The 22,563-nt window shown below is 60.5% G+C and carries 19 protein-coding genes; all 19 read right to left on the reverse strand.

All coding sequences use genetic code 11. From position 1 onward, the window contains the following. Positions 1-19: 19 nt before the first annotated feature. Complete coding sequence (locus tag Q0367_RS15865; protein ID WP_298983431.1) at positions 20-424, reverse strand: DUF1667 domain-containing protein; 405 nt, start codon at positions 422-424, stop codon at positions 20-22. Between the two features lie 20 nt (positions 425-444). Beyond that, complete coding sequence (locus Q0367_RS15870) at positions 445-1,734, reverse strand: NAD(P)/FAD-dependent oxidoreductase (protein ID WP_298983433.1); 1,290 nt, start codon at positions 1,732-1,734, stop codon at positions 445-447. Further along, on the reverse strand, positions 1,731-3,176 hold the full coding sequence (locus Q0367_RS15875; RefSeq protein ID WP_298983435.1) for an NAD(P)/FAD-dependent oxidoreductase: 1,446 nt from the start codon (positions 3,174-3,176) through the stop codon (positions 1,731-1,733). Before Q0367_RS15875 ends, Q0367_RS15870 begins: the two co-directional genes overlap by 4 nt. Before the next feature lie 290 nt (positions 3,177-3,466). Next, positions 3,467-4,381 (reverse strand): dienelactone hydrolase family protein, encoded by a 915-nt coding sequence (locus Q0367_RS15880; RefSeq protein WP_298983437.1) that lies wholly within the window; start codon positions 4,379-4,381, stop codon positions 3,467-3,469. 168 nt (positions 4,382-4,549) lie between these two features. Next, complete coding sequence (locus tag Q0367_RS15885) at positions 4,550-5,176, reverse strand: hypothetical protein (RefSeq protein WP_298983439.1); 627 nt, start codon at positions 5,174-5,176, stop codon at positions 4,550-4,552. Between the two features lie 86 nt (positions 5,177-5,262). After that, positions 5,263-6,288: an ABC transporter ATP-binding protein gene (locus Q0367_RS15890; RefSeq protein WP_297638330.1), complete on the reverse strand. Its 1,026-nt coding sequence runs from the start codon at positions 6,286-6,288 to the stop codon at positions 5,263-5,265. Positions 6,289-6,301: 13 nt separating this feature from the next. Further along, on the reverse strand, positions 6,302-7,927 hold the full coding sequence (locus Q0367_RS15895) for an iron ABC transporter permease (RefSeq protein WP_298983442.1): 1,626 nt from the start codon (positions 7,925-7,927) through the stop codon (positions 6,302-6,304). A gap of 260 nt (positions 7,928-8,187) precedes the next feature. Beyond that, positions 8,188-9,258 (reverse strand): extracellular solute-binding protein, encoded by a 1,071-nt coding sequence (locus Q0367_RS15900; protein ID WP_298983444.1) that lies wholly within the window; start codon positions 9,256-9,258, stop codon positions 8,188-8,190. Between the two features lie 345 nt (positions 9,259-9,603). Then, positions 9,604-10,401 carry a sugar phosphate isomerase/epimerase gene (locus tag Q0367_RS15905; RefSeq protein ID WP_297638321.1) on the reverse strand — a complete coding sequence of 266 codons (798 nt, stop codon included), beginning with the start codon at positions 10,399-10,401 and terminating at the stop codon, positions 9,604-9,606. Positions 10,402-10,425: 24 nt separating this feature from the next. Further along, a complete protein-coding gene (locus tag Q0367_RS15910; RefSeq protein ID WP_298983446.1) occupies positions 10,426-11,418 on the reverse strand; it encodes a Gfo/Idh/MocA family protein in 993 nt (330 codons plus the stop codon). Positions 11,419-11,432: 14 nt separating this feature from the next. After that, complete coding sequence (locus Q0367_RS15915; RefSeq protein WP_298983447.1) at positions 11,433-12,836, reverse strand: sulfatase; 1,404 nt, start codon at positions 12,834-12,836, stop codon at positions 11,433-11,435. Between the two features lie 90 nt (positions 12,837-12,926). Continuing rightward, the gene (locus Q0367_RS15920) at positions 12,927-13,721 is read right to left on the reverse strand and encodes a sulfotransferase (protein WP_298983449.1); all 795 of its coding nucleotides are present in this window, start codon (positions 13,719-13,721) and stop codon (positions 12,927-12,929) included. Positions 13,722-13,865: 144 nt separating this feature from the next. Beyond that, on the reverse strand, positions 13,866-14,924 hold the full coding sequence (locus tag Q0367_RS15925) for a Gfo/Idh/MocA family protein (RefSeq protein WP_298983451.1): 1,059 nt from the start codon (positions 14,922-14,924) through the stop codon (positions 13,866-13,868). Positions 14,925-14,944: 20 nt separating this feature from the next. Beyond that, positions 14,945-15,943: a Gfo/Idh/MocA family protein gene (locus Q0367_RS15930; protein ID WP_298983453.1), complete on the reverse strand. Its 999-nt coding sequence runs from the start codon at positions 15,941-15,943 to the stop codon at positions 14,945-14,947. A 68-nt stretch (positions 15,944-16,011) separates the two neighbouring features. Then, entirely contained in the window at positions 16,012-18,138 is a 2,127-nt protein-coding gene (locus Q0367_RS15935; protein ID WP_298983455.1) for a hypothetical protein, read from the reverse strand. Continuing rightward, on the reverse strand, positions 18,116-19,153 hold the full coding sequence (locus Q0367_RS15940; protein WP_298983457.1) for an ABC transporter ATP-binding protein: 1,038 nt from the start codon (positions 19,151-19,153) through the stop codon (positions 18,116-18,118). The genes Q0367_RS15935 and Q0367_RS15940 overlap by 23 nt, the downstream gene beginning before the upstream one ends. Positions 19,154-19,169: 16 nt before the next feature. After that, a complete protein-coding gene (locus Q0367_RS15945; protein ID WP_298983459.1) occupies positions 19,170-20,186 on the reverse strand; it encodes an ABC transporter ATP-binding protein in 1,017 nt (338 codons plus the stop codon). A 41-nt stretch (positions 20,187-20,227) separates the two neighbouring features. Beyond that, positions 20,228-21,442, reverse strand: coding sequence for an ABC transporter permease (locus tag Q0367_RS15950; RefSeq protein WP_298983461.1), 1,215 nt, complete (start codon positions 21,440-21,442; stop codon positions 20,228-20,230). Then, complete coding sequence (locus Q0367_RS15955) at positions 21,439-22,437, reverse strand: ABC transporter permease (RefSeq protein ID WP_298983463.1); 999 nt, start codon at positions 22,435-22,437, stop codon at positions 21,439-21,441. The genes Q0367_RS15950 and Q0367_RS15955 overlap by 4 nt, the downstream gene beginning before the upstream one ends. Positions 22,438-22,563: the final 126 nt, after the last annotated feature.

Here is a 22,563-nt window from a genome sequence, read left to right on the forward strand (position 1 = left end):
CCGCCTCTCCATTCGATGGTCAGGCTTCTATGTTTTGCGGCGAGGCCCATTCCACCATGTCGCGCGTGGCGATGATATTGACGCCGGTGTTCAACACGTTGCGGACGATTATATCACCGCTTGCGATGGGAGCGGAGACGCGCACGGTGCGCAACGCCCGACAGATCTCCAACACCTTGTCTTTGGGCGCCGGTCTGCTCGTCCGCACCGGCAGCCTGGCCCAGCGCGCCTTGTCAATGGCGACGGTGGTGGTCACCATGCGTTGCGGCGCCGTATGCTCCTGGATTGCATACTCCTTACCGCGTCGACAGGAAAAGCCGCGCACTTCGACGATGGCGTGCTCCTCCAGGTCCTCGTCCACCTCCAGACGGCAGCCCAGCGGACAGCCGATGCACAGATAGCGTACTGTGACAATTTCACCCATGGCATCGCCCTTTCCTCGTATCACCGCTCTGCGCTTCGACCCACGATGTCGATGCGGAGCGCGTCGTCGTGGAAATGCTGCAAAATGGCCGGCTTCAACTTTAGGTTGACCATCTCCGCCGGAAAGACGTAGCGCAGCCGTTTCTCGTACACAATGCGACCATCGGGCGCGACCAGCCGGAGTCTGCAGCCCTCCAATATGCGACGCGTGCGCATGTAGACGGTGTGCTCCCGCTCGGTGGAGATGGTGTGCGGCACACAGTACGCGACGTTTTCGCCCGGCAGCAGACGCACGTTGTCGGGGCGCAGAGGCGCTCCAATGGCGAACAGACCTGCGCTGCGTCCGGCCAACATCGCCTCGGCGCTGACGAAATCAACCAGGTCGTGAATATGCACCACATTGCCACAGGCGAAGACGCCGTTGAGCGAACATTCCATTGCGCTGGTCACAACCGGACCACGGGTGACCGGATCCATGCGGAGCCGCAGCTGCTCGGAGAGTTCATTCTCCGGGATCAGCCCGATGGAAACCAACAGCGTGTCGCACTCGACCTCCCAGGCGCGCTCCATCTGAGGACGGAGATCGCCGTCAACCGGCGCCACGGTCACTTTTTCGACGCGGTTGTGGCCATGGATCTCAACCACGGTGGTGGAGAGATGGAGCGGGATGTCGAAATCGTGCAGGCATTGAACGATGTTGCGATTCAAGCCGTTGGGATGCGGCATCAACTCAAAGACGCCCGCCACCTCCACGCCTTCCAACGTCAGCCGCCTGGCCATGATCAGCCCGATGTCCCCTGAGCCTAAGATTGCGGCGCGGCGTCCGGGAAGCCAGCCGTAAAGGTTCACCAGCCGTTGCGCCATGCCGGCGGTGAAGACGCCCGCGGGGCGCGCGCCCGGAATCCGAGCGGCGGCGCGCGTGCGTTCGCGCGCGCCCATGGCGAGCACGACGGCGCGCGCCTCGACCAGCGAGACTCCTTCTTCCCTTGTCATCAACTTGACGCGACGCTGCAGATCGATGTCGAGCACAAAGGCGTCGGTCACGATGTCGATCCTGTGCGCCAGCGCCTGCTTCACCACGCGTTGCGCATATTCCGGGCCGGTCAACTCCTCGCCAAAGCGATGCAGTCCAAAGCCGCAGTGGATGCATTGCAGCAGGATGCCGCCCGCCTCCGGCTCGCGATCGACGACCAGGACGTGATCGGCGCCGGCCTCCTGGGCCGCCACCGCCGCCTCCAGGCCGGCCGGGCCGCCGCCGACGACAATCACGTCATAGCTGCCGCGCAGATGGCGTGGATTGGAGGTGATCATGTCGCACTTGCCTTTTCCTCTTCAGTTCTGGCGCACACCAGCCAGGAGCCCGGGCCGCGCTTGGTCACCGCAGTCATAGGCAACTGCCGCGCCCTTGCAAGCAGCTCCATACAGCGAATGGTGCAGAAGCCGCCCTGGCAGCGCCCCATGCCGGCGCGCGTGCGAAATTTGACGCCGTCCAGCGTACAGGCGCCCCGTGCGATGGCGTCCAGCACTTCCCCTTCGGTGACGATTTCACAGCGACAGACAATGCGGCGATAGCGCGGATCGCGCAGCGCAAGGGCGATCTGTTCCTGCGTAGAGAGGGCGGCGAAGTGGATCGGCGCCGGGCGCTTTGCGATGAAGTCATCGCGCAGCTCCAGCTTTAGACGCTCGTCTCGCAAGAGTTCCACCACCCTGCGCGCAATGGCGGGCGCAGCGGTCAGGCCGGGCGATTGGATGCCGGCCACGTTGATGAAACCTCGTTTCGCCGTCGGGCCGATGATGAAGTCCTCGCCGTCCGCCGCCGCGCGCAGACCCGCAAACTGCGCGATCACATCCTTCTCGTGGATGCCGGGCGCCAGCCGGCGCACCGCATCAAAGACGGTCTGCGCCCCGCGCGCGCTGGTGGTGAGATCGGTGCGATCGTGCACATCTTCGGCGGTCGGCCCCACCATGATCGTCCCGTCATAGGTGGGGATGATCAGGATTCCCTTTGACACCGGCGAAGGGCAAGGGAAAATGACCCGTTTCACCAGCCCGCGCAGTCGCTTGTCGAGCAGATATTCCTCCCCCTTGCGCGGGTGGATCGTGAACGTCTGCACCCCTGCCATGGCGGCGATGACGTCGGCGTACAGCCCCGCCGCGTTGATCACAAAGCGGCTTGCCAGATAGGCCCCCGGGGTGACAACCTCCCACAGATCGTCCTTTTGATGCAGGCGACGCACCGGCAGGCCGGTCAGCAGCGTCACGCCATTTTGCACGGCGTTTTCCGCCAGCGCGTAGCAGGCTTCATAGGGGTTGACGACCGCAGTGGTCGGCGCATACACCGCAGCAAGGATGTCGTGGCTGAGCGCCGGCTCCTCGCTGCGAATGCGCGCCGGCTCCCACCGCTCGACGCCGGGAATCCGTTTCACCGCTGCATGATGGAGCAACCGGTCGAGCACAGGAAGCTGCTCTTCGTGCAACGCGACGGTCAACTCGCCCACGCGCGCAAAGCCAAAGCCCAGATCGGCGGCCAGATCATCCCAAAGCTGGTTGCCTTCCCACTCGAGACGGCCTTTCAACGTTTCCGGCGCGGCGTGATGGCCGCCGTGAATGATGCCGCTGTTGGCTTTCGTCGTTCCAAAGCCGACCTCGACCTCCTTTTCACACAGGGCCACCTCCAGACGGTAGCGACTCAGCTCGCGGGCGATGGCGCAGCCAACGATGCCGCCGCCGATGATGAGGACATCGAAGAGCATGAGAGCGCTCCTTTCGCGCAACGCACAAGGGTTCGGCTGCTGATGGGCACTACTTTTTTCTATTGTTGCATGCGCAACGGGTCAGGCTCAACGGTCAGATAACCAGTTTTTAGCGGATGGACGAAAATTTTATGGAAGTGGATCGATGTGGCGCGCCGGAGGCGATGATTTCTGTGAGCAAACTGCAGCTTCAGCTTCCGGCGAGGCGCTCTTGCAAGGCCGGGAGGGGATGGCGAGCAAGGATGCGCCATCCCCCTTGAGGGCTCGCGCCAAAAGTTCCACAAGAAAGCTCACGAACTTTTCAGATATTTCTCAAACCATTGCAGCATGCGCTCCCAGGCGTCGGCGGCGGCTTCCGGGCGATAGCTGGCGCGCGTGTCGTTGAAGAAGGCGTGGGGCGCTCCCTCGTAGATGTGGATTTCGTTGTCGATGCCGGCGGCGGTGAGCGCCTCTCCCATGGCCAACACGGCGTCGACCGGAATGCCGCTGTCTTCGGCGCCGTACAGGCCGAGCACCGGCGCTTTGACCCGGGCGGCTTCCTCCGGCGTCAGCGGCGCGCCGTAGAACGGCACGGCCACGGCGAGTTTGTCGTTGGCCAGCGCCGTCATCAATGTCAGGCGGCCGCCCATGCAGAAGCCAACGACGCCCACCTTCTCCCCGCGTACAAACTCCTGGGCCAGCAGAAAGTCAATGGCGCTGCCGATCTCCTCGACGGCGGCGGCCATGTCTAGCTCCATCACCAGCTTGCGCGCCTCGTCCGGCTCGGTTGCAATCTGCCCTTTGTAGAGGTCCGGCGCCAGCGCCACATACCCCTGCGCAGCGATGCGGCGGGCGACGTCCATGATATGTTCGTTCACGCCCCACCACTCCTGCAACACAACCACCGCAGGCCAGGAGCCTTCACCCTGCGGACGCGCCCAATAGCCGCTCAACGTCTCGCCGTCCGGGCCAGGATATTCAACCCTGCCCGCCACCAGTCCCTCTTCGGTGGTCATGCTGGTCTCCGGCGAGCCGACGCCTTCGCCGCTGGGAGTCGGCTCTGTGACAGGCCTCGGCGTCTGACTGACAGGCTGGCAGGCGGCGAGCAACAAGCTTGCCGCCGAGAAGCTGCCGATCGCCGCCGTAGCCCGGCTCAAAAAGGTGCGGCGGTCGATCTCTCCAATCTGAAATGAACGCACCAGCTGCATCACATAAATTCGATCCATGGGGTTCCTCCTTGTTGAATAGGGGCGTCTGAAGACATTGCGACAGAGTCCAAATCACTTTGTCAATCCACGGCAGGATAAGGTGGAGAGCGCCGGAAACAGACACTTTAACGTTGAAGATATTTTGATGCAAAGAGGGGAGCGCTCGATGTAAGACTCAATGCAAAGTCAGGCTTCTGGGAGGCTTGAGGCGAGGAGAGCGCCGAAGCGCACCCAGGCGAAACCATACACCGCCATCGCCAGCGCAGCGTAGACCGGCGCCATCCAGCTTGCCAGCGGCAGCAGCGCCTGCGCCAGCAGGCTGACCATGCCCAGCGCGCCGACCAAAAAAAGCGGCCCGGCGATGCGATAGGCCTGCTCGCTGCCGTTGGCCTCGATGGCGACCAGCATTGCGCCCAGGGGCGTCAACACTGCGCCGAAGAGCTGCATGGCGTTGTTGGGCAGCTCAAGCGACAGAAGCGCCGTTGCAACGGCCAGAAGGCCGGCCAGCGCGCCGACCCACGCCATCGCCACGCCGTAGCGCGAGGGAATCACGGCGCCGAAGCGGGGCGGCTCCTCGCCGGGCAATCCATAGCGCGACGCCACGCCGACGACGGCCAGCCCCTGGAGCACAAGCGCAGCGCCTCCGGACGCGCCCGCCAGCCAGAAAGCCGGCGCACTGGTTGCGACGTCGCCCAACGGCTGCAAGATGCCCAGGACGGCGTACCCAATCCAGAGCAGCCCTCCAAGGATCGCCAGCGTGCCCGCCATCTGTTTAAGTTGATCGACGATTGCGCTCAATCGATTGAATTTCATAGTGCACCCGGATGTTGCTTCTGGACCGGCGCCGCCGAATCAGGCGTGGGCGTCAAGGACGCCCCTGAACGGATTGGAAACTTCCGTCAGTTCGCCGGATACGCCACCACCACCCCGCGCACGAAGACATCCACCTCCTGGCCGACGCGCAGGTCGGGGCGGGGCAGGCTGCGCACAAGCAACGGCTCGCCGCTGTGCAGCCGAACGTGCAGCGCCTGGTCGTGTCCGAAGTAGCGGATGCGCTCGATGTACGCAGCGCCGCTGCGCACGGCGCGCAGCTCGAACGCCTCCGGGCGAATCATGATCTCCACCGGCCCCTTCTGTGGCGTGGCGAGGATCACTCGCCCCAACGCACAGTCGGCCACTGCGCCTTCGGCGAGACCGGGCAGCAGATTGGCCTCGCCGACGAAGGTGGCCACCTGTCGCGTGGCCGGCCGCGTATAGATTTCGTGCGGCGCGCCGATCTGCGCCGCTTTGCCGTCGAACATGACGACCACGATGTCGGCGATGCTGAGCGCCTCCTCCTGATCGTGGGTGACGAAGATCGTGGTGGCGCCGGTGCGTTTGACGATTTCGCGCACATCCTCGCGCAGGGAGACGCGCAGCGCCGCATCGAGCCGGGAAAAAGGCTCATCCAACAAAACAACCGCCGGCTCCGGCGCCAGCGCGCGTGCCAGCGCCACGCGCTGCTGCTGACCGCCCGACAACTGATGTGGATAGCGCTCGCCGTAGCCGGCCATGCCGACCAGCTCCAGCAGCTCCTCTACGCGGCCGCGGCCGTTGCGCGTGTTGAGCGGGAAAGCAATATTCTGCGCCACGGTGAGGTGGGGAAAGAGCGCGCCGTCCTGGAAAACCATGCCTACGCGACGCGCCTCTGGCGGCACCCAGGCCCCGTCGCCGGCCACTTTACGCCCTTCCAGCCAAATGGCGCCGGCGTTCGGCATTTCCAGGCCGGCGATCAACCGCAGCGTCGTCGTCTTGCCGCAGCCGCTCGGCCCCAGCAGGGCGACGATGGCCCCGCGGGGAACGTCGAAGGAGACGCCCGCCACCGCTGCGCCGACTTCGCCATAACGCTTCACCACATTTTGCACCGAAATTAATGCATCACTCATTGCCTGTGCGGGTTTACAAATTGTCCTGGATTGCTTTATCGATGCCCAGCCGGTTCTGCATGAGCGGCAACAACAGCAGCGTCGTCAGGGCGATCAGCAAAAAGGCCGGCGGCGCGGCCTGCGTATGCACGCTTTCGCTGGCAGCGGCCCAGATGCGCACCGGCAAGGTGTCGAAGCCGGGCGGGCGCAGGAGGATGGCCGTCGGCAGCTCTTTCATCGCCGTAATAAAGACCAACACCCAGCTTGCCAGGATGCCCGGCGCAGCCACCGGCAGCGTCACGCGCCAGAAGACGCGCATCGGTGCAACGCCCATCGTGCGCGCCGCCTCTTCCAACGAAGGCGCCACCGCGCGCAGCGCCGATTCTTCGGTCGAAAGCGACTGAGGCAAAAGCCGGAAGGTGAAGGCGAAGACCAGCGCGAAAATCGTGCCGTAGGCGAAAGGCGCCCAGCGGTTGATCAGCAACACGAAGGCCAGGCCGATGATGATCCCCGGCAGGGCAAAGGGGCTGCGGCTCAACGTCAGCACAATGCGCGAAATTCGACTGGGGAATCGCACCGCCAGATAGAGCGGGCCAAGCGCCAGCGCCGTGGCGAAGGTCGCAGCCAGCGTCGCCACCAGCACGCTGTTCAAACCAAACCTCAGGATGCCTTCGTTGTTGACGCCCCAAATGCGGTCGGCCTCGGTGGGGAAGAGCCAGCCTTGCAGGCTGAGGCCGCCCAGCACCAGCAGCGGCAACCCTAACGAAAGGAGCGCAAGCAGGCTCACCAGCGGCAGCGCCAGCCAGCGCCAGCGTCCGAGCCGGACGAGCTGACGCGGTCGCCACACCGTGTCGGCCGTCAATCGGCGTTGTCGTCGGCTGAACCAGCCCTCGCCGAAGAGCAGCGGCAACGCCAGGAGGATCAACACGACGCTCAAGATGGCTGCGCCGGAGCGATCGATCTGACCGGTGAACTGGTTGTAAATGGCCGTCGTGAAGGTGCGATAGCGCAGCATCGCCACCGTGCCGAAGTCGGAGAGAACGTAGAGCCCGACCAGCAGAGCGCCGCCCGCCACCGCCGGCGTCACCAGCGGCAGCGTGATCTGACGAAAGACGCTCCATCCGTTGCGTCCGGCCATGCGCGCCGCCTCCTCCAGCGAACGGTCGACCGAACGCAGCGCCGCCGCCGTGGGCAGGTAGATGTAGGGATAGGTGACCAGCCCGATGATGAGAATGGCGCCCCATACGTTGTACAGGGGCGGCAAGGGAATTTCCCCGCGGGCAAACCCGGCGAAATCGATCAGAAAGCGTTCGACGACGCCGCCGCGGCGCAACAGGATAATGTAGGTGATGGCGGCGACATAGCCCGGCAACGCCAGCGGCAACGCCAGCAGCACGCGCCAGACAGTGCGACCGGGCAAGTCGCTGCGCTCCACCAGCCACGCCGCGCCAATGCCTAAAACCAGCGCAAAGCCGATGGTTCCCACCAGCAGCGTCGCAGTCTGCCAGAGCAGGGTGGGCATCTGGCCGTACCACAGCCTGGACCAGGTGGCGGCGTCTGCAGCCAGCGCACGCGCCACGATGTAGATCAGCGGCGTCACCGCCAGGAGGCTGACGATGGAGGCGATCAAAACCAGAGATGTAGGAGCTTTTCTTGGCAACTTAGCACACCTCTCAGCACACCTCAATGCAGCGACATTGTTTGCAATACGCAGTTCAGCACATTTTCCATTAAAGAAAAATTGTATCACATTGAACAAAATTGATTCACATAAACATTCGTGCAAAAGAACGTTTTCCGCTGGTTCCTTGGCGCCCACAGGCGCAGCCCACTGCAGAGACGACGAGAGCGCAGAGCCTTCTCTTTGTGCTCTGCGCCTCGGCGATGAATTTTTACGTCATGGAGCGCCCATGGCGGACGTTACGGCAGACCGGCCGCCTGCGCCGCCTGCTGCGTCGGCTGCAGCTCCTCCCACAGCGTTTTCAGGGTGATATTGGCCAGCTTGAACTCGCTCAGCGGCGGCACGCCTTCGGCCAATTCGACGCCCGGCGTGACCGGGTATTCGAAGTTCTGCTCGGCGTAGACTTTTTGTCCTTCGGGCGAAAGCATGAAATCGACGAAAATCTTCGCCAGTTCGGGATGTTTGGCGCCTGCCACAATGCCGGCGTTGGTGGAGTTGACGATCAGCCCCATCTCTCCCTCGCCCTGGTCGGGATAGACGATGCCCACCGGCGCGCCTTCCGCCTTGGAGAGGTGATAGTAGTAGTGGTTGACCAATCCAAGCTTGAGCTCGCCGGCGCCGACCGCCTTGCGCACGTCGGTGTGACCGCCGAACCACTGCGTCTCGTTGGCGACCAGCCCCTGCACGAACGCTACCATCGCCTCTTCGCCGAGGAGGTGGCGCATCGCCACGAGCTGGGCCACCATGGCGCCGTTGCGGCTGTCGGCGGAGCCGATCTGCCCTTTCCACTTCGGATCGGTGAGATCCATCATGGTGGCGGGCAACTCATCCTCGCTTACCAACTCGGTGTTGTACATGATGACGCGCAGTCGCAAGGTGAGCGCCACCCAGCTGCCGTCGTCGGCGCGATAGCTTTCCGGCACTGCAGCGACCGACGGCGAATCGTTCGGCGCAAAGACGCCCTGCTCGGCCAGACTTTGCATGGTGAGGATGTCGCTGTTGATGAGCAGGTCGGCCTGTGGATTGGCGCGCTCCTCAAGCAGCTTGGCCGCCAGCTCGCCGTTGCTGCCGGTGAGCACCGTCACCTTGACGTCAGGATAAGCCCGATTGAAGGCCTCCAACACCGGCTTGAAGAGCGACTCCGCGCGCGAGGTGTACACAACCAGATCACCTGCTGTCGCCTCCCCCTGCTGCGCCTCCGTCGCCGCGGGCGCAGCGGGCGTCGCAGGAGCGACCACGGTGCAGCTCGCCAGAACGACGGAGAGGGCCAATAAGAGAACGACGCTGAAAGAAAATGTTCGCTTGTTCATCTGACTCCCTTCTTTTTTCGGCAATTTCTCTGTGCTTTGCTGTTGAATTCCCATCCTGTCGACGTCCGGCCGGATGTCCTGCCGCACGCCGACAAGCATAGCCTAGGGGGCGGAAGGAGAGACTTTGTGAAGGGAATCTTACAATTCAAAATGCGGCGCACCTTTCAGCGTCGCTTCAACGCTGTTAACAAAATCTGTTTAGCGAGATGAAAAACGATGAACGCCCTCAAGGGCGCGCTTCGCCACCGCTGTCAAAATCATAGAGGCCTCTGGCTGCAACCTTCTAGGAAGCCGGGCGGCCTCCTGGAAGGTTGCAGGAGGGGAAGATACGAGGGGAGGGGGCGCTCAAACTGCGCCGCACGCCTGCAGACAAGCGCGCATGTGGCCGCGCGCCTCGGCGGCGATGATGCAGCACTGCTCCAGGGCGTATTCTTTGGCGCCGATGATCTCCAGGTCGAGCGGGCCGGTGTAGCCATGCTCGTGCAAGACGCGAATGTATCCCACCAGATCGATGTCCCCGCGACCGTTGGTCTGATCCTCCGGCTTGCCCGGCCCTTGTTGTCGCCCTTTGCAATCGCGGATGTGCACATGTTTGACTCGGCTGATGACTGCAGCGATGGCTTCGACCGGGTTTTCGCCGGCGCGATAGATGTGCGACGGATCCATATCCACGCCCAAAGCCGGCGACGAGATCGCCTCCATCATGCGCAGCGTCGTCGGCGTGTTGTAGACAGCCTGGCCCACATGCGCCTTGACGCAGAGCGTGACGCCGTAGCGCTCCGCCATCTGCGCCAGCGCCGCCAGCTCCTCCATCGACTGTTGAAAGCTCGCTTCGTCGCCTGACTTGCCGCCCGGCCCGCAGTTGATGATGGGGATGCCCAGCTCCACCGCCGCCTGCATCGCTTTCTCCATTTTGACCGGGTCGCGCGAAGGCTGCTCGATGGCCAATAGCTCCAGCCCATACGTTGCGGAAAGGCGCTTGATCTCGGGAACCAGCTCGCGCCAACGGTCGAGCACCAGATGCTCGCTCATGCCGTCGATGGCGGAAAGCTCAACGCCGTCATAGCCGGCCATGGCCAGGTAGCGAAAAGCGGTTTCCAGCGGATAGCCGCCGAACAGAACAGAGTTTGCGCCCAGTTTCATTGGATGTCTCCAGGTTTCTTGCGTTTATTTCACATAGACCACAGTTTCATTCTCCAGCGACTCGATGGCTGCGGCCAGCACCTTCTGCGCCGCCAGCGCATCGGCGCCGGAGCCGTCGATCTCCTCCGGCCTGGCGCCTTCCGTAAGCTGCTCTAAAAAGCGGTGCAGCCGGTTGCGGAAGGTGTCCTCGAAGTCGCGCATGCCGCCGAAGATCGGGTTGGTGTAGACAGTTTTCTCCAGGTTGCCGGCCGGATAGAGCGTCGCTTCGCGATACATATCTTCGATCACGAAGCGCCCCTTCGTGCCCGCCACCTCGCAGCGCTCCATCGGGTGGCCGCGCTCGATGTCGTAGCTGCCGGTCAGGGTGCCGACGGCGCCATTTTTGAAGCGCATGTTGAAGGTGGCGGTGGACCAGATTTTACGCCCCGGCGCTTTGGTGGCGAAGCAATGCACCGCCTCAATGTCGCCGCCGAAATAGCGCATAATATCCACCGTATGGGGGTGGAGCGCTTTGATCTGAAAATAGGGCGAGCTTTCGCGCGGATTCATGATCCACATGCTCATGTTGATAAAGAGCAGATGGCCGACCCGCCCTTCCTCCTGCCAGCGTTTGGCCAGCCAGGCGGCGGGCGTGAAGCGATGGTTCAAGTTGATGCCATAGCACAGCCCTTTCTCCCGCGCCTTGGCGACCATCTCCTCCGCCTCATCGATGCGGTTGGAGATCGGCTTTTCGCCCAGCACATGGCACCCCGCCTCCAGCGCCTGCATGGTGGGCAGATAGTGATCGCTGCCATATTCCTCACCGCCCGTCGCCACCACGCACATGTCCGGGGCCAGAGCGCGCAGCATCTGCTCCGTGTCGTAGAAGGCCGGAACGCCCAGCCTCGAGGCGGCTGCATCCGCCCGCTCCGGGATGATGTCGCAGACGCCCACCAACTCAGCCAGTGGATCTTCTTTGAGCAGGCGGGCGTGGCGGTTGCCGATGGGCCCCATGCCGATCACGCATGCACGGATCATCGTTGGCTCCTTGCTCACTCTCTTGAACGCGACTGCAAGCGCGCAGCCTGAGCCGGGTCGCCGATGTGCAGGGTGTCGTAGGCTTGCTGAGAGCTGGTGAAGTAATCGATGCCTGCGTGACCATGCCAGCCGGGTTGATTGTAGATCGGGTTGGGCAGCCCGGTCTCCGCCTCGCGTTTGGCGATCCAGGCGTGCATGCGCCGCTCCAGCTCGGCCACGATCTCCGGCTGCGTCTCCGCCAGGTTGACCGACTCCTCCGGGTCCTCAAAAAGATTGTACAGTTCGACCGGCGGCTTGAAGTGAAAGTCCGGCTCCAGCGCCACGATCAGCTTCCAGTTGGGCGTGCGCCATCCATGTTTGCGCATCCACGTGCACTCGGTGATGTAAAACTCGCTTTCGTGCGAAGCCACCTCCCCGCGCACCATCGGCAGCAAAGACCGGCCGTCGAAGCGCAGATCCTCGCGCTGGATGCCGGCGAGCTCCAGCAGCGTGGGGACCAGGTCTTTGTGCTGGTTATAGCCGGAGACGCGACGGCCTGCAGGCAATTTGCCGGGATAGCGAATGATGAGCGGCACGATCAAAGTCGGCTCGTACAGGCCGTGGTGGTCGAAATAGCATTCGTGGTCGTACAACGTTTCGCCGTGATCGCCGTTGACGACGACGATAGTGTTCTCTGTGAGGCCGAGCGCCTCGATGGCGGTGAAGATGCTGCGGATGGCGGCGTCCATGTAGGCGATGGCGCCGTCGTACTGGGCGATGACGTAGTCCTTGTCGGTGATGCCCGGCGGCATCCAGCTTGCGAAAAAGTCGCGGAAAGGTTTGAACGCCATCACCGGCTCCATCGACTTGTTGCGCTTGTCGCACTCGTTGCCGTGGTAGAACATGCGCTCAAACGGCTCCGGCGGCAGATAAGGCGCATGGGGGTCCATGTGGCGCAGAAACAGGAAGAACGGCTCGCGCTTGCGCGCCAGCCGCTCCAGCTCCGGCAACGCCACTTCGTTCAGCTTTTGCGCCTTGGGGCTGCGTCCTTCGTTCCAACTTCCCCAGGCCGGATAGTCCAGATATTTGTCGAAGCCGCGCGAGCTGGGGTTGCCGGTGAAGCCGACGCAGGTGGTGTTGTAGCCTTCCTCGCGCAGAATCTCGGCCAGCGTCTTCACTTCCGGGCGCAGCGGCCCCTTATGGCGCAGCGCCACCACCTGCGTCGAAAAGACGTCCAGCCCGGTCAGCATCGAGGCGTAGGCGCTGGTCGTCGGGATGTGGGCGCTGAAGGTCTGCTCAAAGAGCACGCCCTCTTGGGCGAAGCGATCGATGTGCGGCGTTGTGAGGCGATGATAGCCGTAGCAGCTCATGTGGTCTCGCCGCAGCGAGTCGATGCCCAGGAGAATGATGTTTGGTTTGCGATTGCGACGCGCAGGCATATGATCTTCCTTCCTACTGGTTTTGAAATGAAGGGTGGTGCGTGATGTGTGTTGCGTTAGGCGCTCGTACTACGGAACACGCACCACGTTTTACTCCGGGATTTCGTAGCCGAACTCGCGCATGCCGGCTTCCAAAAAATCGAAATAGCTGACGCCTTCGGCCTGGCTGTAGCGGCCGACCGCCTCGGGGCGCACGATGATGCGCGCCAGCGGGATGCCCAGGTACGCTTCCAGCCGGGCCAGCGTCTCTTCTTGACGATTGACGAAGTCTTCAAAGCGCACCACGATCCAGTTGGCGGGTTTGGGCGTCGCCGTCACGATGGCGTATTGATATTGCCAGGAGATGGCGCGACGCATGCGCCAGATCAGCTCCTCCATCTGCTCCGGCGTCTCGGCGCGGGCGACCAGATCGGGGTAGCGCTCGCGCAGGAGCTGCTCGGCGTCGGGCTGCGGCACGCCGAAGTCGGCGAGATTGTCGGTCAAATGGCGCGCCAGGATGTTGTCGCGCGGGTTGCGCACCCAATAGATGTATTTGATCTCCGGAAACAGGCGCACGATCCAGGGAAAGACGAGCGTTGTCTCCGGAATTTTCCAGCCTTTGTGCTCCTCCTTGGCCGACAGGACTTTTTGCAAGTAGGTGTGAATCAGGTCGGTGAATTCATCGGGAATCGGCATGGTGTGCAGCGCGCTGAAATCCCACTCCAGGCCGCCTTTCCACACCACATAACGCGCCAGCACGCGGCAGGCCTCGTACATCGCCTGGGGCGGCAACAGGTCGCCTGAACGGTTGAGCGGCTCGCCCATGAAGACGTTGCTGGCGATCAGCGTATGCGAAATGGCGCGCGTGCCGCCGTGGCCGCGGCCGATGATTGTGATCAGGGACATTGCGGTCACCTTTTACGTTTGAAGTTCTAGAGGATGGTGGTTGCGTTTCATCGTGTTGCGTGTTGCGTGATGCGTGTTGTGTTGGTTGCACAACGTTCGACGCCCAGAAGTATTTTAATTTTCCCTTGTGCGCCTCCTGGCCGCTCATGCTTGCAATGGAAAGCGGACGCGCCGCCCCTCTTGCGCGGAGCGATAGGCGGCGAGCACCATTTCCACAGCCACGCGGCCATCCCGCGCCGTGGCAGGCGGCTCGCGATCCTGCAGGATGCAGTCCATGAAGGCGCGCGGCACAGCGGCGATGCGCTCGGCGTGGCTGGCAGGGATCGGAATGTTCAAATCTTGCCATGACGTCTCCCCGCGACGGTAAAGCTTCAGGGCGATGGGATGCGGCGGCAGCGCCACGTTGGTCGAAACGAGATCGTCGTGGTTTTGAATGATGACGCCCTGGTCGCCGTACACTTCGCAGGTGTTTTCGCCCGCCAGCGCAACGGAAGAGTTGACCAGCACCGCCATGGCGCCGCTCGCATAGCGATAGATGGCTACGCCCGTGTCGTCGGGCGCCACATCGGTCACCGTGTTGCCGATCTCGGCCATGACGCTCATCGGATACCCGAGAATCCAGTGCAGAAAGTCGGCGGCGTGCACGGCGTCGTCCATAAACATGCCCAGGTTCTTCTCTGGGTCGAGATGCCAGCGCGTAGGGCCGTGGATGAAGGCCTCGTTGAGCAGCACCGGGATGCAATGGCGACGACGCACGAGGCTGATCCTGCCGACGGCGCCCTCTTCGATCAACTGCTTGATCTTTTGATTGGAGGGATCGTGGCGCATCTGAAAGGCCATCATGAACTTGACGCCGGCGCTCTCCACCGCCGCGATCATGCGGTCGCAGTCGGCCAGGGTCAACGCCATCGGCTTCTGACAGAGAATGTGCTTGCCTGCGGCCGCGGCGGCCACCGTCATCTCGGCGTGACGGTGGGTTTCGCAGGCGACGATCACCGCCTGCACGTTGGGATCGTCGAGCGCATCCTCCAGATGCGGCGAATAGCGCATGCCATAGCGGGCCGCCATCGCTGCCCCGCGCGGCGCATCATTGTCCCAACAGGCTGTCAACCGCACATCGTCGTAGGTCGCCAGCCGGTCACAATAGATGGCGGCGTGCCCGTGTGCGAAGCTGAGCACAGCCACGCCAAGCTTTGTCGTCATGCCTTCACCCTGATAGCCGCTTACCCGACCGGCACTGCTTCGGCGCAACCGCTGTGGAAGGAACGAATCGCCGCCTCAATGATCTCCTGCACCGCCAATCCTTCGCGACCGGAGGCCTCGATTTGGTCGCGTGGGACGCCCGCCGTGATCTGCTCCAGCCAGCGGTGGATGCGGTTGGTGAAGGTGGCGTTGAAGCCGCTCAGGCCGCCCATGATGCTGTTGCGGATCACCGTCAGCTCGTCGGAGTCGCGCGGATAGAAGGTCAGTTCTTCGTAGAGATTGTTGAGCACAAAGCGGCCCTTGGTCCCCATCACTTCGCAGCGCTCCAGGTTGTGCCTCGGGTTGGCGTCGTAGCTGCCCGTGAGATGGCCGACGACGCCGTTGGCGAATTGCAAGTTCACCTGTACGTTGGAATAGCAGACTCGCCCCGGCGCCCGGTTGAAGAAGGCGTGAACGCGCACCACGTCGCCGCAGAAATAGCGCATGATGTCGAGCGAATGCGGATGCAGGGCGCGGATGTGGAACCAGGGTGAAGTGTCGTTCGGGTTGTTGATCCACATCGTCATGTTGATCAGCAAGAGGTCGCCCAGGCGCCCCTCTTCGACCCATTTTTTCGCCCGGGCTGCCGGCGGCACAAAGCGATGGTTGAGATTGATGCCGTAATAGACGCCCTTTTCCTCCGCCTTGGCGACCATCTGTCGCGCCTGTTCAATGTTGTTGGAGATCGGTTTTTCTCCCAGCACGTGCAAGCCGGCTTCCAGACATTGCATCGTCGGCTCGAAGTGATCGCCGCCGTTCTCCACGCCGGCGGTGCAGATGCTCACGGCGTTGAGCTGCTCGTGTTTGAGCAGCTCCTCGACGCTGTAGTAGGCGCGCACGCCGTAGCGGGCGGCCGCCCGGTCGGCGCGCTCCGGGATGATATCGCACACGGCAACCAGCTCGGCCAGCGGGTCGGCCTGATAGACCGGCGCGTGGATATTGCCGATGTTGCCCATGCCGATGACGGCTACTTTTAGCATGTTTCTTCCTCGCTCCAGGGTTTCAGATTGCTAAAACATCTGATAAATTTTCAAAATTACAGTTGACATTACGGTTGACGTCGCCACATCTCATACATCCCTATCTTGAATTCACGACGATAGTATTCCCGAATGTACTCATCCAGGATTCTGACGCCGCTGCTGAATCGGCTGGCGTTCGGCTCATTAGGATTTTCCCACGTGGCGAGCACCAACCATTGCGGCCTGTTGGCGTCCAACTCCGCAACCATTTCCTGTTGCACCGGACGCGTGGTCGTAACGCCGGGATGCAACTCGTGATAGCGTGTGGCGCTATCGCGACCGGCCAAGAAATAGATGCTGACGTCATTGACAAAGACATTATCGTGACGCAGCAATCCCGAAAAAATCGGCCCAAGCTGCGGATCCTCGCGATCTAAAATCCGTACAACCTCATCTTGACCTGGCAGCGTCATCACGCAGCCGGCGCGCGGGTTGTCAGAGTAGCACCTGTGGGGTGGAAAGTGGCGTACGATCTCGGCGAGCCTGGTGTAAGGGGCCAGAAAATAAAGAGGGACTGCAATGACGAGCAATAGAGCGACCAGCGCCGCCGCGAAATTCTGTTGGCGGAGGGAAAGGAACGATCGCACCAACCACGCAATCAAAAGCACTACGCACAGCGAGGCGGGCAGCACGTGGATCTCGTCATAGCGACTCAACGCCTGCATAAAGAGGCCAATGCCCAACAGGACAAGCGCCGCCGCCAGACAATCACGACGTGAAAGCTTCAAGCCATCGGGCGTTGCTCGCCAATTTCGCCAGAGCAGCCATAGCCCCGAAAGACCAAACGTGAGCAGCGGTAGATAGAAACGTAAATAATCGCCCAAAAAGCGGTATATCCCCGGATCGATGGCTCCACTGCGCAGCCAAATTGACCAATCTGGCAGCAAGGGGGGATAGGGAAGCCAGCGCACAGCGCGGAAGGTCGTAGCCGGGAAGATGAGCAAATTATCGATCAACAGAGCAAAGCCGGCTACTGCAGCAAGATAGCCATAAAAGCCGACCAGCATCAACAGGACTGGCGCAGCCACGATGAGCAGGTCTAACAACGTTTGTTTTGCACGAGTGCTCCATCTGACCTGAGCAGCGACCGATAAAAGTCCAGAAAGAAGCAAAAGCGCTCCCACCGAAACAGCCGTATAAAAACCAATATCCAGTCGAAAGAAAGCAGCGATGCCTATGAGGAATCCGGCGCCGATTAACCAACCTTTTCTTCTAACGCAGCTATATCGAAAGGCCAACGCCAACGCTGAAAAGCTAAAAAACAACGCTGGAAATACGGCGTATCCATAGAAAGTTGCAGCGGCCAACAACGTGGCTGCGGCCATGAAGGGCGCCAGGGCCCAGCGCCAGGACTGCACTAATGGTGCTGCAAGCAAATAAACCATCAAAGCCAGCGCCATCCGCACCAGCGTGTCGTAAATTCGTGCAACGAGCACGTTTTGTTCGAACACACCAAAAAGTGCAGCAAGCACATAGGACTGTCCAGGAGGATAGATGCCCCAATAATCCCGAAAAGGAACAGCGCCCTTTGCAATGCGCATCCCATTCACCAGTGCTAATCCCTCATCGTAGGGGTTCAGAGGGGATTTGATTGGGAGCGCAATCAAGGCGAGACCCACTGTCAACGTCGCTGCAATCAGCAGGCGGGAATGAATTCTCTGCGCCGAAAAGACGGCTTGTGCAGTCTCGCTCCGAGGACGGGGCTGGACTATTGCGCGTGTCCAGCCAGAAGTTAAAAGCGCAAAGACAAGCATGAGGACAGTGATCAGATTCACGGCGCCAACAGATAGCTCGAGGACGAGTCGAAAGGCCTGCACGGCTGCGAGAATGAGCGCTAAAACGCCGAGTACGCGCGTAAATCGTATCCAGAGATCGCGTTGTGATACACCATTTCGATAGTACGCCTCGGTGACCACCACCAATATCACCAGCAGCACAACCAGCACTACGACGCTGACTTGATTGACCAGATGCACGAGATAGCGATCCCAAGGCGTAAAGAGCATCGCCATCTGGGAGAGGTCGCGGGCAAAGAAGGCGACGACCAGTCCAAGCAGAAATGTGAGGAGCCAGAGCGCATAGGCGAGGAGATAAACCCGCCAGGAAGGATGTACGAACCTTTGCCCGGCGTTATGCTGCGAAAGATTGGACACGTGGAGCGACCCCGCTCAAAGTAAGCTCTTCGGCGAAATGACAACTGACAAAATAGCCCGTCTCCAGCTCGCGCAGTTGGGGCTCTTCTTCGGCGCAACGCTCTTTTGCATATTTGCAGCGCGTGCGAAAGACGCAACCTGAAGGCAAATGCGCCAGATCGGGGGGCTCTCCTGGCGTCACCGTGCGTTGGCCACGACGCCTCTCCACCGTGCGCGGCACGGCCGCCAGCAGCAGTTCGGTGTAGGGGTGTTTGGGACGCGTGAGCAATTCATGCTTGGGGCCGAGCTCAACCAACTTGCCTGCATACATGACCGCAATCCGGTCGCTGATATAGCGGATCACCGCCATGTTATGAGAGACAAAAATGTAGGTGAGGTTCTGCTGCTCCTGCAGATCCTTGAGCAGATTGAGAATTTGCGCCTGAATCGAAACGTCCAGCGCAGAAACCGGCTCGTCGGCCACTACGAGTTTTGGCTCCACCACCAATGCTCTTGCAATACCGATGCGCTGACGTTGACCACCGCTGAAACTGTGCGGATAGCGACGCAGGTGTTCGACGCGCAGCCCCACCTGTTGGATTACCTTCGCTACGCGCTCTTCCAACTCTCGTCCGCTGGCGATCTTGTTGACCAGCAGAGGTTCACCCACCGTCTCCAATATGCTCATGCGTGGGTTCAACGAAGCGAACGGATCCTGAAAGATCATCTGCACCGAACGACGAAAAAGCCGCATCTCTTCACCGCTCAGCTCGGTGAGGGATAACTCACGGCCATCGACGTACAAGGTCATCTGACCATCGGTCGGTTCATAAACGCGCACAATGCAGCGGCCCAGCGTCGTTTTGCCGCAGCCGCTTTCGCCGACCACGCCCAATACTTCTCCGCGGCGCACGTCGAGAGAAAGATTGTCGACGGCCTTAATATAACCGACGGTGCGACGCAGAAAACCTCTCTGCAGCGGGAAATACTTGCAAAGCCCTTCCACCTTGAGAAGCATGTCTTTATACACGTTCATGGTTCTGTCCTTCTTCCTACTCAGAGTACAGGAAGCAACGCACCCAGTGATTGGGACGCACCTCGATCATCGGCGGGCGCGAAACCTCACAGACGCCTGGAATGCGCTTTTCACAGCGGGAATAGAAAGGGCATCCTTTGTGCACCGCAAAAGGACTCGGCAGCGCACCGCGGATAGGCGACAGACGCTCAAGCTCACCGTCGATGGTGGGGATGGAGCGCCACAACGCCTGTGTGTAGGGATGCAATGGATTGTCAAACAGCTCATCGGTGGCCGCCTGCTCCATCACCAGCCCTAAGTACATCACGACGACTTCATCCGCTATGCCGCCAACCACGGTCAAATCGTGGCTGATGTACATGATCGACATGCCAAACTCTTTCTGCAGATCCTGAAGCAGCTCTAAAATTTGCGCCTCGATCGTCACGTCCAGCGCCGTCGTGGGTTCATCGGCGATCACCAACCGAGGATGACAGATGAGCGCCATGGCGATCATGGCGCGTTGACGCATGCCGCCGGAAAACTGGAACGGATAAGCATCCACGCGCTGCTCCGGACGCGGGATGCCAACGCGACGCATCATTTCGATCGTGCGTTCGCGCGCCTCCTTTTTGCTCACTTCTGGATAATGAATGCGGATGGCCTCCATGATCTGATCGCCGATCGTGTGAACAGGGCTAAAGGAGGTCATCGGTTCTTGAAAAATCATGGAAATCTCTTTGCCGCGTATCTGACGGATTTCGGCGCCGTTCGGTGGCAACTCTGTGACGTCCACGACGCGTTCGCTGCCATTTTCCGGCAGGTACAAGCGCACCCGCCCCTGAACAATCTTGCCCGGAGGCGAGGGGATAATGCCCATAATCGCCTGTGCAGTCACCGATTTGCCTGAACCGCTCTCGCCGATGACGCCCAGTGTTCGTCCCTGCGGGATGCGAAGGCTGACGCCTTCAAGGGCGTGAACGGTGCCTTCGTGAAGACGAAATTCGACTTTTAAGTCCTCTATCTCGACCAGGACATTCTTCGTGGTTTGCATGATGTGTTCAACCTGTCAGATGCCAATCTCTCAACGTCATTTCATGTCGAATAGGGATCGGCGGCGTCGCGCAGTCCATCGCCGACAAAGTTGAAGAGCAACACGGCGCCGATCACAAAGATCGCCGGGATGAGACGCCACGGCTGCTGCGCCACCACCATCAAATCCTGTGCATCCTGCAGCAGCACGCCCCAACTGACCGCGGGCGCCTGGATGCCCAGACCCAAAAAGCTGAGCGCCGTCTCACCCAAAATGGCGACTGGGATCGACAGCGTGATCGAGACGATCAGATGGCTCGTGAAGCCTGGCAGCAAATGGCGGAAGATGATGCGCGGTTTGCTGGCGCCGGCCACCTGCGCCGCCAGCGCGTAATCCTCTTCGCGCAAGGCCAGCAGTTTTCCACGCACAACGCGCGCCAGCCCTGTCCAGTTGACGGCAGCCAAAATCAATGTAATGGCAAAGAAGGTTTGCACTGTCGTCCAGTTGCGCGGAAGCGCCGCCGACAGAGCCATCCAGAAGGGAATCAGCGGGATCGAAATAATCACGTCGATCAATCGTTGAATCACCTCATCGATCGTGCCGCCGAAATATCCGGAAATTCCGCCGATAATGACGCCGATCACAAAGCTGATCGCTACACCGAGCAAGCCGATGGTCAATGAAATGCGCGCGCCATAAATCGTTCTAGAGAAAATATCGCGCCCCAGCGGATCCGAGCCGAACAACATGATCGGCGGGGCGTCTGGGCCAGTGCCGAACAAACGCAGATTGGCGCTCCATAACCCCCAGAGTTTGTATTCCTCACCTTGAGTAAAGAACAAAATTGGATAGGGTGTGCTTGTATCTTCGACAAAGATGTATCGGAACGTCTCCGGATCGAGCGACCTCTGTGGCGCATAGATAAAGGGGCGATGGAGCTTGCCTTCGTGGAAGATGTGGATCCTGGTGGGCGGCGCCATCTGCAGACCTGTAAAACGGGAGGTGGCCAGGTAAGGGCTGAAGAATTCGGCGAACGCCGCGAGCAAGTACAGAATCACCAGTAAGATTAGCGAGAGCACCGCCAATCGATGACGTTGAAACCTCCATAAGATCAGTTGCCACTGGCTAGCATAGTAAAATCGCTCGCTGACGGCTTCTAGTCGCTCTTCAATGGCGCCGATGCTGAGATCTTCCAGTTCATCGACTAAAGTGGAGTTGGCCGGTGGGCTGTCATTGCCAAGCCTTTGCTCGGCGGGTTTGGAAATCTGGGTGCTCATCTGCTGAGACCTCCGTAGCGGATGCGTGGATCGGCCCACGCCAGGTAGATATCCGAAAGAAGCGTGCCAAAGATCGTCAGGGCGCTCAAGATCAGCACAATGCTGCCGGTCAGATAAGTGTCCTGCGCTAAAGTAGAACGCAGCAAGAGCGGACCGATAGAAGGCACGCTTAATACGATCGAAATTAATACTTCACCGGCGAAAATAGCGGGCAAAAGCCAACCGATCGTGCTAAAGACAGGGTTTAGCGCCAGTCGAACCGGATACTTAAACAGCAACTGAATCTCTGACATTCCTTTGCAGCGTGCGGTGATGACATACTGTTTTTTGAGCTCGTCGAGTAGATTGGCGCGAAGCACGCGAATGATTGATCCTGCACTGGACATTCCAATAATTACCAGTGGCAAGATCATATGCTTTAACATATCGAGCACTTTAGCTACGCTCCATGGAGCGTCCAGATATTCTCTGGAGTGAAGTCCTAATGCTGAAAATCCAAAAAATTCATACACTGCCCAGGCCAAAATCAGCGCCAAGAGAAAGCCCGGCGTCGCCAATCCAATAAATCCTATGAAGGTCGCCAGGTAGTCGACGAAAGAATATTGGTGAGTGGCGGAGTAAATCCCGATCGGAATTGCAATCAGCCAAGAAAAAATCAAAGCCATTAGAGAGATTGCCAGGGTGACCGGAAGCCGTTCCGCGATCACCTCACTCACCGGCTTTCCCCACTGAAACGACCAACCGAAATCTCCGCGCAACACGATTCCCTGCACCCATTTGAGATATCGGGCGTACATCGGCTGGTCGAAGCCATAGAGTTCAGATAGGCGCTGCGCCTCTTGCTCTGAAAGCTCAATGCCGGAAGCGCGCAGTTGAGAAACGTACGTCGTCATCCAGTCGCCTGGCGGGAGCTCAATCACGAAAAATGCGATGAACGAAACCAAAAATAGAATCGGTATCAACATGATCAGACGACGGATGATGTAAACAAGCATGGAAAACTCACCTCCTTATATTCCAATCGCAATCCACCCAGGATGATGCTACAGAACAGCAACATCACAGTCCTTCGGATGTCGCTGTTCTGTAGCAATTCAGAGCGATCCTGTTCCCTGGAGCAA

It is taken from the genome of uncultured Caldilinea sp. (genome assembly GCF_937128415.1).
Taxonomy (GTDB): Bacteria; Chloroflexota; Anaerolineae; order Caldilineales; family Caldilineaceae; genus Caldilinea.